Source organism: Novosphingobium soli (assembly GCF_042432915.1).
Lineage (GTDB): Bacteria > Pseudomonadota > Alphaproteobacteria > Sphingomonadales > Sphingomonadaceae > Novosphingobium > Novosphingobium soli.
Window position 1 is genome coordinate 19,096 of record NZ_JBHLWK010000026.1, and the last position, 12,361, is coordinate 31,456.

Genomic DNA, 12,361 nt, shown 5'->3' on the forward strand with positions numbered 1-12,361 from the left:
TCGAAGAAGAACCTTGGATTTGGGCCATTTGACGCAGTCGGTTCACGACTTTGTCCAGCACGGACAAGGCTGGGATCAGGCGATCCTGCTCGTGTCTCTCGACCAGGTGCCGCCGAACATAGAGGGCCCGCGAATCCCCGCCTGCCCGGTGATCGGGATAGGCGATGCAGCCCATCCCCTGGCCACGTACATGGATACGGTGGTCGCCACGCGGGATGAAGCGAGGCCACTCGTCGCGGCCGCGTTGGCACAGCCGTTCGCCGCCGCGACTCTGGTGCAATTGCTCCGGGTGCTCCCTTCGCTGTCGTGGGAAGCGGGCCTTGATGCAGAGTCGTGGGCCTATGCGATGCTGCAGGGGAGCGAGGCGCACAAGGCGTGGATCGCAGGTCGCGTCCCCCGGACGGGTGCGGTGCCGGAAGGACGCGTCATGCTCACCCGGCGGGAGGACGAGGTCACGGCCGAACTCGATCGCCCCGGCACCGGCAACGCCATCGACCGGGCGATGCGCGACGCGCTGCACGAGGCGTTCTCACTGGTGAACCTCGATCGCACCATCCGGCGCTTCACCCTAATGGGGGCGGGCAAGGCCTTCAGCCTCGGCGCGGACCTGGACGAGTTCGGCACCACCAGGGATCCGGCGCAGGCGCATATGATCCGCTGCCGTACGCTTCCTGCGCGCGAGGCGATCCACTGCCGCGAGCGCTTCAACGCCCACGTCGACGGCGCCTGCGTGGGAGCCGGGCTGGAACTGGCGGCGTTCGCCGGCCGCGTGACGGCGACCAGCCGGTCATGGTTCCAGCTGCCCGAACTTGCCATGGGCATCCTGCCGGGGGCTGGGGGCTGCGTCTCTCTAACCCGGCGCATAGGGCGCCAGCGGACGGCTCTGATGGTGCTGTCAGGCCGGCGAGTGGGCGCGCGCCAGGCGCACGCCTGGGGCCTCGTCGATGCGCTGGTGGACGACATGTCCGGCGACGACCGTGGCGCTGACCGTCACCGCGGCGAGGTCCACGCTGGCCTCGGCCCAGGAGCGGTCGAGGAGGCATAGATCGGCCGCTGCGCCCACCGCGACGCGGCGCTCGCGCGACAGGTCGAGCCCGTCGCCTAGGTACAGCGCCACGGCCTCCTCGGGAGACAGCGCCTCATCCGGACCGATCGGGAGGCCCGCGGCAGTGGTTCGGGCGTGCGCCGCCGCCATCGCCTGCCACGGGTTCGCGCTCCCGTAAGGCGCGTCGCTGCCCCCGGCGAGGACGAGCCCCGCGTCCCTCAGCGTGGCCAGCCGGTAGAGATCGCGGTGGTGCCGCGGCTCGACATCGCGCAGGTAGCGGTCACCATGCTCGGCGATGAAGTGGGGCTGCACGCAGGCCTGCAGACCGAGCGCGCGCATGCGGGCCACCAGCTCGGATGGCGCGACCGAAACGTGCTCGATGCGGTCTCCCGGAACCGCGCTGGCGGTCTCCAGCACGGCCAGCGCGAAGACCAGCTCCACCTCGGTGACGCAATGGATCGCCACCGCGCGCCCCTGCTCGTGACCTGCCCGCACGGTGCCGCAGGCCTCGTCGAAGTCGGGCAGGGCGGCCTCATGAAGGTGCAGCTTCAGCGGCCCGATGCGCCATCCGTCCTCGCGCGCGAGGGCCAGGGTGAGGGCCCCCGCCAGTACGGTCGGCTGCAGCAGGCGCCTGCCGGCCCGCTGCTCAGCGATGTGGCGCGCAAAGGCGGGATCGTTGCGGGGCGACATGTCCGTCATCCCCGTCACGCCATGGCGGGCGAGTTCGACACTCACGGCACCCAGATCCGGCGGCGTGCTGCCCAGTGCCTTTCGCAGCCACGCGTCCTCGTCGAAGAGCCGTCCGGTGAAGCGATCACCAGCGCGCTCCATCCCGGGGGGAGGAGGGCCGGCGACCAGGAGTTCGGACAGCGCGCGCGAATTGAGCAGCCACATGCGCCCCGTGCGGTGCTGCACCCGCAGCGGCCGGTCGGGAACGATGCGATCGAGCATTTCGGCGTCGGGCAGGAACCCGCCGGTCGCGCCCTCATCGAAGCCGGTGGCGCGCAGCCACCCCGTGCCGGGCGCGCGCAGGAGCCGGGCAAGCTCCCCCTCGTCCCGGATCTTCGCGCAGTCGAGCGATGCCCGCCGGGCGGCCAGCGCCGCAAGGTGGATATGGTGATCGTGCAGTCCGGGCAGCAGCAGGCCGCCCTGCGCGTCGATCACGGGCTCGCCGGGAAGCGGCGTCAAAGTGCCGACGGCGGCGATCGTGCCGCCCGCCAGTCGGACGTCGGCCCGCCCGTGCCGCCAGACCTCGGCGCCCCGGATCAGCATCGCACCGGCGCGCCCAGGTAGCGCGCGGTGTCGGCACCGAGCGAGCGGACTTCGCCGCGGAGCGGCCGCGGGCGGACGCGGGGGAAGGGCTTGCCCCGCGCGAGACCCCAGGCGAGCAGCTCCGCCCGCAAAGCGGCCTCGTCATGCGCCCGTTCCTCGGCGAGCGCCATGGCGGCTATCGCGCTCATGGCAAGCCCGATGCGCCGGCCTGCGCCCTCGCGCAAGGCGGCGAGGCCCTCGCGCGCCGCAGTGATGCCGGTGAGAGGATCGGCGATGGCGTCTCCCACGTAGCCGATGCCGCCGCCCGCCTCGGCCATGGCGCGCGTCAGGCCGCCGGCGACTCCGCAGTCATTCCCGATTCCCGTCCAGTTGGCGGCTTCGGCGGTGGCTCCGTGACCGGTGATCGACAGCCAGACGAGCCCCGGCACTTCTCGCACCAAGGCATCCGCGTCGATCCCCAGCTGGCGCAGGGCACGCGGCCGCGAGGATTCGATCACCACGTCGGCGCGGCGGATGAGCTCGACCAGGCGGGCCTTTTCGGCACCGCTGCCGAAGTCCACCAGGAGGCTGGCCTTGCCCTGGTTGATGCGATCGAAGGTGAAGGGATCGTCGCGACGAATAAGGTCGGGGCGGGTGAGGCTCTCCACCTTCACCACCTCCATGCCCGCCTGCCAGAGCAGGTGCCCGGCCAAGGGGCCCGCCCAGGTCGCGGAGAGATCGACGACGAGGGGCCTGTGGTCGCGGCATTGGTCACGGGACCGGTCGCGGCGAAGCCCTTGCTGCAGGACCGTGACGGGAGGCGAGGCTGGTGTCTCGTCCGCGGAGGCCACCGGCAAGCCCAGCGTGCGCCCGGTGGATACCAGATGGTCGCAATCATGCCGCAGCACGTGCTCTGCGATGGCGCTCCAGTCGCCCGTGTCCACGTCCGGATCGCCGAACAAGGCGGGAAGCAGTTCGCGATCGACATCCCGGATCAGGGTGAGTGCGAACCAGCCGCCGTCCCGCGTGGGCAGGAGCCGGCTGCCGCCGAGCCCCGCCGACACCGGTCCGGCGATCACATAGCGACCGTTCGATCCGCGCTCGCCCAAGAGGGTGGGGCCGTCGAGGGCAGCCAGCGCGCGGCTGTCCTGCGCGAGAGCCATGGCCTGCAACTGTCGGCTCGCCCAGCGCGCCAGCGGGATCGCCGGGCTGGTGGAGGCGTCCTCAACCGGCAAGGACTTCCTTCACCTTGCGCCGCAGCAGCTTGCCCATTTCGTTGTAGGGCAGCTCCGCCACGAACGCGACCTTCTCGGGCACGCGCGAGGAGCGAAGGCGCGAGCGGACGAGTTCCTTCAGCTCGGCCTCCGCCGGGGTGTCGTGCCCGTCGCGCGTGACGATGGCGACGCCCACCGCCTCGCCCCACTCAACCGAGGGAATGGCGCAGGCGCAGGCGTCCACCACGGCCGGATGCGTGAGCAGGACGTCCTCGATCTCGCCGGGCGACATGTTCTCCCCGCCGCGCACGATCACGTCGTCCGCGCGCCCGGAGAGGAAGAGGTAGCCGTCTTCGTCCATGTAGCCTGCATCGCGGGTGGGGAACCAGCCTTCGGGATCGAGCGCGCTCTTCTCCTTGTACTCGCCGGAGACCTGCTCCCCGCGCACGTAGATCTCGCCAGGCTCACCGGCGGGCAGGACCTCGCCGTTTTCGCCGCGGATCTCGATCTCCACGGTGGGGATCGGCTTGCCGAGCGAGGTGAGCCGCGCGCGCACCTTCGGGTCATCGGACGCCAGCGCCTCGCGGTGTTCGTCCGGGCCGAGCAGCGCGATGGTCGAGCTGGTTTCGGTCAGGCCGTAGGCGTTGGTGAAGCCTGCCGAAGGGAAGCGCTCCAGCGCCTTGTGGATGACTTCGAGCGGCATCTTGCCGCCGCCATAGGCGATGGCGCGAAGGCTGGCGGTCTCGCCTGTGATGCCTTTCTCCATGGCCTCCACGATGCGCGCCAGCATGGTGGGGACGACGAAGGCATTGGTGATCGCCTCCGCCTGGACCAGCGCCAGCCAGCCCTCGGGCGAGAAGCTGGGCAGCATCACGATCTTGCGCTGCGCGTAGATCGAGGAGAGCAGCGCCGAGATGCCCGCGATGTGGTAAGGCGGCACGACGACGAGCGCGGCGTCGGCCTCGTCCGCGCTGGCGAACTCCACCGTGCCGAGGATGTAGCCGAGCAGGTTCGAGTGGCGCAGGATCGCAGCCTTCGGCGCGGCCGTGGTGCCGCTGGTGAACAGCTGGATGGCCACACCTTCGCCGGGATCGTACTCGCGTGCGTCGTCGCCCGGCACCGTTTCCTGTGCCTTGAGCGTGAACTCCTCGCGCGAGAGGATCGTATGCCCGCAATCGCCCGCCTCGCCGTCACCGGTGATGCGCAGCACGCGTTCCTCGTCTCCGATCACCAGCGCGGGTGCGATGCGGCCCAGCAGCGCCGCCAGGTCCCCGTCGGGCAGGCGGTAGTTCAGCGGGCAGTAGGGCACGCCGGCCAGTGCCGCGCCGAAGACCGCGATCACCGCCGCCTCGCTGCTCTCGTCCAGCAGCGCGACGTAGTCGGCGCCGCTGTCCTGGATCAGCATGAACGCTCCGCGGGCGGCGGCGAGCAGATCGCCGTAGGTCCAGCGCTTGCCGTCGCATACGAGGCCGATGCGGTCCGGCGCGGCTTCGGCCGCCATTTCGAGTAGGAGAGCGATGTTCATCGGTTTGCGGTGTGCCTGTCGGAGGGAGGAAGGTCAGTCGGAGGCGGGAAGGGGCTTGGCATCCTTGACGACGAGGGCGATGCCGTCGACACTGAGCGAGCCCTTGCCCGGCTTGACGCAGAGCAGCTCGTACTTGCCCTCCGCATCGACGTAGCGCTTGCCCATCAGCGTCCCTGCCGAGAAGTCGGCCGCAAGCGGCGCCGCGTCGGCCGGCTTGGCCTCGCCCATCGGTGCGCCGCCGCACGCGATCTGGCCGTCGGCGGCGCGGATCACCATGACTTCGGTGTCGCAGGCGGCGCTCTTCAGGCGAGTTCCAGGCTTCATTCCAGGTTCCTTCATCTCTCGTGTTTGCGTTCGGTCCGGGTGGACTTGCGTTGTCTCACGCGATCGCACCGGATTGCTTTAGGCGCTCGATCTCGGGCCATTCAAGGCCCAGCTCGAGAAGTACCGTCTCAGTATGTTCGGATAGCTGCGGCGCGCGGGGCGTCGCGAAGGGGAGATGGTCGAACTGGACGGGGCTGCGCACGATCCGCATCGGCGCTGAGCCGTCGATCGGCTCCACCTCAACGAAGCTGTCGTTGGCGATGGCCTGGGGATCCTCCCCGAGGTCGAGCAGCGTCTGCACCGCCGCCCACTGGCCGCGCATCGTCTGCAGACGCTCGCACCAGTAGGCGAAGGGCTGCGCGGCGATGGTCGTGGTGATGAGCGCGCTGGCAGCCTCGCTGTTCTCCATCAGCGACAGGGCGTCGGCGAAGCGGGGATCGTCCGCCGCCTCGGGGATGCCCAGGTGCTCGAAGGTGTCGCGGATGTAGGGATCGGGCACCATGATGAACAGGCTGATGACCCGCCCGTCCGCGGTCGGGAAGTGCCCCAGGAAGGGATTGACCCTGGCGCCTCCGGCCTGCGGCGTGCCTACCCGCATCATCGTGCCGGTGTGGAGGTACGGCGCGACGACCTGGCCCATCGACCACATCGCGCTGTTGAGCAGCGAGACGTCCACTTCCGAGGTCTCGCCGGTCTGGCCTCGCTTGTACAGCGCGGCGGCGATCCCGCCCGCAAGGTACATGCCGCTGATCGAATCGCCGAAGCCGCCCACGCCCATCGTCAGCGGCACGCCGAACTCCTGCGGCGTCATGGCATGGCCAAGGCCGGAGTGGATCCAGAACGCCGTCGCATCGAAGCTGCCGCGCTCGCGCATCGGGCCCTTGTCCCCGAAGCCGGTGCCGCGTGCATAGACGATGTCCGGATTGGCCGCACGGATGTGCTCGACGTCGATCTTGAGCTTCTGACGGGCCGCGGGAAGGTAGTTGGTGAGGAACACGTCGGCGCTCTTGGCCAGTTCGTAGATCAGCGCCTGACCTTCCGGCGTGCCCACGTCGACCCCGATGCTCCGCTTGCCGCGGTTGGGATGCTCGATCATCGGGTTGACCACCGGGTCGAGGCGCGCGCCGGCGATGGTGAGCATGCCGCGCTGCGTGTCGCCGCGGACCGGATGCTCGACCTTGATGACGTCCGCGCCCCATTCGGCCAGGACCGCGCCCGCCGCAGGGACGAAGACGAACTGGGCGACTTCGAGCACCCGTACGCCTGCCATCACCTGCGTCATCGTCCTTCTCTTCTCCCCAGGGCCCGAGGCGCGATCAGGCGATCGCGCCCTTGGCCTTCCATTCCTCGATGCGGTCCCATTCGATGCCCATTTCCATGAGCACCAGCTCGGTGTGCTCCGAGGCCTGGGGGGAACGCGAGGTCTCGACCGGCTCGCCGTTCCACTGCACCGGGCCGCGCACCAGCTTGAGCGGGGCACCACCGTCCGCGCCCTCGACCTCGACGATCATGTCGTTCGCCAGCGCCTGCTCGTCGGTGAGGAGATCCTGGAAGCTCTGGATGGGAGCCCACTGGCCCGAGAAGCTCTTGAGATGCTGGCGCCAGTATTCGAACGGGTGCTCGGCAAAGGCCTTGACCAGGATGTCGCTGGCGGCGCCGGCATTCTCGAACAGCGCGCGCGGTTCCGAGAAGCGCGGGTCTTCCGCCGCCTCGGGCACGCCGACATGCTCGAACAGGCTGCGGATGTGCCCGGTGGGTGAGATCGTGCACAGGTTGATCGTGCCGCCGTCGCTCGTCTGGTAGTTGCCCATGAACGGATTGCGCGTCGCCCCGCCGGAACCCGGCATCGGGTTGCGCGTGAGAATCCCGGTCTCGGCGACCTGCGCGATGAGCGCGCCCGAGGCCCAGGCGGCCGTCGAGAGGAGCGAGACGTCCAGCTCCGTCGCCTCCCCGGTCTTCTCGCGGTGGAACAGCGCCGCGGAAATGCCCCCGGCGATGAACATGCCGCCGATGGAGTCGCCGAAGGCCGGGATGCCCTGCGACAGCGGGGCGCCCAGTTCCTCCGGCGTCATCGAGTAGGCGATGCCGCTCCGCGACCAGAAGCAGGTGCCGTCGAAGCCACCGACCTCACGCTCGGGGCCCTTGTTGCCCAGCGCCGAACCCCGGGCATAGATGATGTTCGGGTTGGCGGCGCGGATGTGCTCGACGTCGAACTTGTTCTTCTGCCGCACCTGCGGGAGGTAGTTGGTGAGGAACACGTCGCACTGCTTGGCGAGTTCGTAGAGCACCTCCTGCCCCTCGGCCGTGGAGAGGTCGATGCCGACGCTGCGCTTGCCGCGGTTGGGGTGCTCGAACAAGGTGTGCCGCAGCGGGTCGAGCGTGACGCCGCCCATGTTGAGGAAGCCGCGCTGCGTATCGCCCCGGACCGGGTGCTCGATCTTGATCACGTCCGCGCCCCAGTCGGCGAGGACTGCACCGGCCGCAGGTGTGAAGGTGAACTGCGCCACTTCGAGAACGCGAACGCCCTGCATGACCTTTGTCGACATCTGCTGCCAGTCCCTACCCATTGTCTTGTGATTGCCGGCCGCGGGCCGTTCATCAGCCGTTTGCGACAGTGACCCCGATGTGCTCGCATTGCTTGGGAGGATCAACCGCACAGGCCATCGTGCGGACGATCATGGCCCAAGTCCGGCAGGTTTGCAGGGGTTGCAGAGGCGCGGCCCCGCCTCCTTCGGCGCAGATCCCGCCGCAGCGATGATGTTGCCGGATTTGCGTTAGCAGTTGCAACAATAGCAATTGACCCAACGCGTTAGAAATACTAACTCAGCTTAGTAAGTTGAATACACCCACTCCTCAGGTTCGCAGTTTCGGAGACACACCATGAAGAAGTTTGCCTCGCTCGTTGCGCTCGCCACCGTCGCCGCTCTGCCGGCTGCTGCTCTTGCCGAGACCACCCAGGTCCGTGAAGCCACCGAGGAATCGTCGGCGGCCGTTGCCGTGAACGCCGGCAAGATGCTCTACTCGGCCGAGGGCACCCGCATCGCCCCGATCTACCGCGTCACCGCCGACGGCAACCCGCAGGTCATCCTGGCCGGCCGCCTCGTGACCGTGCCGGCTTCGAGCCTCAGCGACGTGGGTGGCAAGGTCACCACCTCGATGTCGAAGAAGGAACTCGCTTCGGCGAAGTAAGCCTCCTACGAGCTCTCAAGAAGGAAAGGGCGGCGCCGATGGCGTCGCCCTTTTCGTTGTGGACGCGAGCGCCGTGCACGGCGAGACGCCCGGGAGGCGTCGGGTCAGCCGCGGCTGACGTTCTCGTAGATGCGGGTCATGAAGTTCAGCAGCAGGTCGACTTCGTCGTCCGAGAATCCGCTGAACATGCGCTGTTCGCTGTCGGAAGCGATGGCGCCGAGCTGGTCGAGCAGGGGCTTGGCCTGTTCCGTCAGATAAACGGCGCGCGCGCGCCTGTCGTCGCGCCGGTCCCGGCGTTCCAGCAGGCCGTCCGCGCAGAGGCGGTCGATCAGGCGGCCGGCCGAGGCCTCCGACATCTCGAGGTATTCGGCGATGGTGCGCTGCGTGGAGCCGGGATAGCGGGCGACGATCGCGATCATCGCCCACTGCGAACGCGTGACGTTGAGCGCGGCCACCTTGCGGTCGAAGTTGTTCCGCTGCAGCCGCGCGATGATGGTCATGCGCAGCCCGACCTGCCGCTTCGGGCTTTCGTCCCGCATTTCCAGCGGGTTCATGATCGTCCCTTGCGGCTTGTCTTCGACGTCAGTCGCCACGCATTGCTCCTTGTCCTGCGCCGTCACACGCGTTCGATGATGATCGCCGGGGCCATACCGCCCGCCGCGCACATCGTGACGAGACCGTAACGCCCGCCGGTCCGCTCGAGTTCATCGAGGGCGGTGCCGATCAGGATGGCGCCAGTGCCGCCGATCGGATGCCCGAGCGCGATCGAGCCTCCGTTCGGATTGACCTTTGCGCGGTCGAGGTCAAGGTCGCGGATGAACTTCTCTACGACCACCGCGAAGGCTTCGTTCACTTCGAAGACGTCGATGTCGTCCGTGGCGAGGCCCGCTTTTGCGAGCACCTTGCGGGCGGCCGGCACGGGTCCGTTCAGCATGAGCGTGGGGCAGTCCCCGGTTTCCGCCATCGCCACGATCCGCGCGCGCGGCTTCAAGCCATGGGCCTGCGCGTACTCCTTCGACGCGAGGAGGATGGCCGAGGCGCCGTCGACGACGCCCGAGGAAATGCCGACATGGTGGATCGGCTTGATCTCGACGTCCGGATAGACCTGGTTGATGAGCTCCGCATACGTCTTCCCACCCGGCGCGGACGGCATGTTGTAGAACATCTCGAACGCGGGCTTGAGCTGCGACAGGCTCTCGGCCGTGGTGTCGGGGCGGGGGTATTCCTCATGATCGAGGATGACGTTGCCTTCGTCGTCGCGGACCACGATGGTCGACCTGTCGAAACGGCCTTCGGCCATGGCCACGGCCGCACGGCGCTGGCTCTCGACCCCCAGCGCTTCCAGTTCCTCGCGCGTGATGCCTTCCATCGCCGCGATCGCGTCGGCGGCGACGCCCTGGTTGGACTGCGGGTGCTTGGCCTGGAGGCGGGGATTGCCCGCGCCCATTCCCGCGCTACCGACCCCGGCCTCACGCATCTTCATGCCATAGGCGTTGGCATAGGAGAGCATGTCCATGCCCCCGGCGACCATGAGATCGGCCATGCCCGACATGATCATCGCCGCCGACAGGTTGGTCGCGGTGAGGCTGGAGCCGCAGAAGCGATTGAGCGTGACGCCACCGGCCTTGACGTCATAACCGGCATCGAGCGCTGCCATGCGCCCGATGTCGCCCGCTTGCAGGCCGAGCGCTGCGGAGACGCCCCAGATCACGTCGTCGACGTCGGCGGTATCCAGGTCGTTACGCTCCTTGATGGCGGCGAGCACGGTGGCTGAGAGGTGCTCGGGGTGCATCTGCGACAGGGCACCCTTGCCCATCTTGCCGATTCCGCGCGGCGTCCTCACGGCGTCGATGATGTAGGCCTCGGTCACGGGGGTCTCCTTGGATGTCGGGCGCGCAGGAAAGCGCGCGTTTCAGGCGTGATGCGGGGCCGCTCAGGCTTTTGCAATCAGCCGCGGGCGCTATCGCCGCAGCGATTGCTGACTAAGGTTAGCATATCGCATGGGGGGGCAGGAGCGGGATCGGCGGCGCGTGCGGCTTGACGTGGCCGGTCGGGGAGACAACATCGACCTCGAACGGGACAGGGCAGGATAGATTTGGCCATGACAGGCGGTGCGGCAGCGGCCAACGAGACACAGGCAGGCGGGCCTTTCGCGCCGCTGCGCGAACGCACGTTCCGCAACATCTGGACGGCGAGCCTGTTCTCCAACTTCGGCCAGCTGTTTCTCGGCGTCGGCGCGCAATGGGAGATGACGCGGCTCAGCAATTCGCCGGCGATGGTGGCGCTCGTCCAGACCTCTCTGATGATCCCGCTCATGCTGGTCACGCTGCCGGCCGGCGCGATCGCCGACATGTTCGACCGGCGGCGCATCGCCATCACCGGGCTCACCTTCAGCGCGGTGAGCGCGGCGGTGCTGGCGGGCGTCACCTTCCTCGAGCTGACGACACCGTGGTTGCTGCTGGCGTTCTGCGTCCTCATCGGCGCGGGCGTGGCGCTGTTCTCCCCCTCGTGGCAGGCCTCCATCCCCGAGCAGGTATCGCGGGCGCACCTGCCCGCCGCCGTGGCGCTGGGCACGATCAGCTACAACGTCGCGCGCAGCTTCGGTCCGGCGTTGGGCGGGGTGATCGTCGTCGTCTACGGGGTGAAGGCCGTGTTCGGCATGACCTCGCTGCTCTACCTGCCGCTGCTGGTCGCCTTCTTCCTGTGGCGCCGCCGGCACGTACCCTCGCGGTTGCCACCGGAGCGGATCGACCGCGCGATCCTGACCGGTGCCCGCTATGCTCTTCACGCGCCGGCGGTACGCACAGCGCTGCTGCGGGTCCTCGCCTTCGGGCTGACGACGGCGACCGCCTCGGCTCTCGCTCCGCTCATCGCGAAGGACCTTCTGGCCGGCAATGCAGCGACCTTCGGCATCCTGCTCGGCGCACAGGGCGTTGGCGCGGTCGCAGGAGCCTTGTTCGTCAGCCAGATCCAGGCGGCGCTCTCGACCGAGGGAGCCGTCCGGCTCTTCGCCATCGGCACCGGCGTGGCGCTGGTGGCGATCGGCTTCAGCCACTCGCTGGTGCTGACCTGTGCGGCGTTCCTGGTGGTCGGCGCATGCAACATCCTGACCATCGCCATGCTCAACGTCACCGTCCAGCTTTCGGCGCCGCGATGGGTGACGGCGCGCGCGCTCTCGCTGTTCTCCTCGGCGATCACCGCAGGCATCGGCATCGGCGCATGGGCCTGGGGCGTCGTTGCGACGAACTACGACGTCGCCTTCGCCCTCATCGCCTCGGGCATTGCGGTCGCCGCAACGGCGCTGCTCGGATTCCTGCTTCCGCTAGGCAAGGAGCCGGACGCCGACATGGACTCGGTCGAGATCGGCTACGAGCCCGCCGCAACCCTGGCGCTGACCTTGCGATCAGGCCCGATCGTGGTGGAGGTGGAGTACGACGTCAACCCCGACCAAGCCCGCGAATTCTACGCCGTGATGGTCGCCATGCAGCGCGTCCGCAAGCGCATCGGCGCCTTCGACTGGACCATCGCGCGCGACATCGAGGATCCGGCGATCTGGACCGAGCGCTATCATTGCCCCACCTGGGGCGACTACCTACGGATGCGGGGGCGCTACACACAGGCCGACTTCGACATCCAGGCGCAGGCTGACGCCTTCAACCGCAGCCATCACGGGCGGCGGGTCCGCCGCCGGCTGGAGCGGCCTTTCGGCTCCGTCCGGTGGAAGGCGGAGTCCTACGATCCGCAGCAGGAGACGATCGGCTACATCGCCCCCTGATGCGGTGATTCTGCCCTCGCGATATGTTTGACAGGTGT

At 68.6% G+C, this 12,361-nt stretch carries 10 protein-coding genes and 1 pseudogene; 3 read left to right on the plus strand and 8 right to left on the minus strand.

Going from position 1 to position 12,361, the window contains the following annotated elements; genetic code table 11:
- Positions 1-502: 502 nt before the first annotated feature.
- Positions 503-901: pseudogene (locus ACFFJC_RS18980) on the plus strand (enoyl-CoA hydratase/isomerase family protein); the annotation flags it as partial.
- Here the strand turns inward: ACFFJC_RS18980 and ACFFJC_RS18985 are convergent.
- Genes ACFFJC_RS18985 through ACFFJC_RS19010 form a run of 6 tightly spaced genes read right to left on the minus strand, consistent with a single transcriptional unit; the run spans position 896 to position 7,905 of the window.
- Positions 896-2,317 carry an amidohydrolase family protein gene (locus ACFFJC_RS18985; RefSeq protein ID WP_379488968.1) on the minus strand — a complete coding sequence of 474 codons (1,422 nt, stop codon included), beginning with the start codon at positions 2,315-2,317 and terminating at the stop codon, positions 896-898. The pseudogene ACFFJC_RS18980 and the gene ACFFJC_RS18985 overlap by 6 nt on opposite strands.
- A complete protein-coding gene (locus ACFFJC_RS18990) occupies positions 2,311-3,531 on the minus strand; it encodes a CoA transferase (protein WP_379488969.1) in 1,221 nt (406 codons plus the stop codon). Before ACFFJC_RS18990 ends, ACFFJC_RS18985 begins: the two co-directional genes overlap by 7 nt.
- On the minus strand, positions 3,521-5,035 hold the full coding sequence (locus tag ACFFJC_RS18995) for a class I adenylate-forming enzyme family protein (protein WP_379488970.1): 1,515 nt from the start codon (positions 5,033-5,035) through the stop codon (positions 3,521-3,523). Before ACFFJC_RS18995 ends, ACFFJC_RS18990 begins: the two co-directional genes overlap by 11 nt.
- A gap of 33 nt (positions 5,036-5,068) precedes the next feature.
- Positions 5,069-5,359 (minus strand): hypothetical protein, encoded by a 291-nt coding sequence (locus tag ACFFJC_RS19000; protein ID WP_379488971.1) that lies wholly within the window; start codon positions 5,357-5,359, stop codon positions 5,069-5,071.
- Positions 5,360-5,414: 55 nt separating this feature from the next.
- A complete protein-coding gene (locus tag ACFFJC_RS19005; protein WP_379488972.1) occupies positions 5,415-6,641 on the minus strand; it encodes a CaiB/BaiF CoA transferase family protein in 1,227 nt (408 codons plus the stop codon).
- A gap of 34 nt (positions 6,642-6,675) precedes the next feature.
- Positions 6,676-7,905: a CaiB/BaiF CoA transferase family protein gene (locus tag ACFFJC_RS19010; RefSeq protein ID WP_379488973.1), complete on the minus strand. Its 1,230-nt coding sequence runs from the start codon at positions 7,903-7,905 to the stop codon at positions 6,676-6,678.
- Between the two features lie 334 nt (positions 7,906-8,239).
- Between ACFFJC_RS19010 and ACFFJC_RS19015 the strand changes: the two genes are divergently transcribed.
- Positions 8,240-8,548, plus strand: a complete 309-nt coding sequence (locus tag ACFFJC_RS19015; RefSeq protein WP_379488974.1) for a hypothetical protein — start codon at positions 8,240-8,242, stop codon at positions 8,546-8,548.
- Between the two features lie 104 nt (positions 8,549-8,652).
- Here ACFFJC_RS19015 and ACFFJC_RS19020 read toward each other — a convergent pair whose 3' ends face one another.
- Together ACFFJC_RS19020 and ACFFJC_RS19025 are read right to left on the minus strand one after the other, a co-directional pair.
- Complete coding sequence (locus ACFFJC_RS19020; RefSeq protein WP_379488975.1) at positions 8,653-9,141, minus strand: MarR family winged helix-turn-helix transcriptional regulator; 489 nt, start codon at positions 9,139-9,141, stop codon at positions 8,653-8,655.
- Positions 9,142-9,164: 23 nt separating this feature from the next.
- On the minus strand, positions 9,165-10,418 hold the full coding sequence (locus ACFFJC_RS19025; RefSeq protein ID WP_379488976.1) for an acetyl-CoA C-acetyltransferase: 1,254 nt from the start codon (positions 10,416-10,418) through the stop codon (positions 9,165-9,167).
- 231 nt (positions 10,419-10,649) lie between these two features.
- Here ACFFJC_RS19025 and ACFFJC_RS19030 point away from each other — a divergent pair, with 231 nt between their 5' ends.
- Positions 10,650-12,323: an MFS transporter gene (locus tag ACFFJC_RS19030; RefSeq protein WP_379488977.1), complete on the plus strand. Its 1,674-nt coding sequence runs from the start codon at positions 10,650-10,652 to the stop codon at positions 12,321-12,323.
- The last annotated feature ends 38 nt before the right edge of the window (positions 12,324-12,361 follow it).

Excerpts from the sequence above, each read along its gene's own strand:
- ACFFJC_RS18985 (WP_379488968.1), bottom strand. The coding sequence starts at position 2,317 with ATGCTGATCCGGGGCGCCGAGGTCTGGCGGCACGGGCGGGCCGACGTC.
- ACFFJC_RS18995 (WP_379488970.1), bottom strand. The coding sequence starts at position 5,035 with ATGAACATCGCTCTCCTACTCGAAATGGCGGCCGAAGCCGCGCCGGAC.
- ACFFJC_RS19000 (WP_379488971.1), bottom strand. The coding sequence starts at position 5,359 with ATGAAGCCTGGAACTCGCCTGAAGAGCGCCGCCTGCGACACCGAAGTC.
- ACFFJC_RS19005 (WP_379488972.1), bottom strand. The coding sequence starts at position 6,641 with ATGACGCAGGTGATGGCAGGCGTACGGGTGCTCGAAGTCGCCCAGTTC.
- ACFFJC_RS19010 (WP_379488973.1), bottom strand. The coding sequence starts at position 7,905 with ATGTCGACAAAGGTCATGCAGGGCGTTCGCGTTCTCGAAGTGGCGCAG.
- ACFFJC_RS19015 (WP_379488974.1), top strand. The coding sequence starts at position 8,240 with ATGAAGAAGTTTGCCTCGCTCGTTGCGCTCGCCACCGTCGCCGCTCTG.
- ACFFJC_RS19030 (WP_379488977.1), top strand. The coding sequence starts at position 10,650 with ATGACAGGCGGTGCGGCAGCGGCCAACGAGACACAGGCAGGCGGGCCT.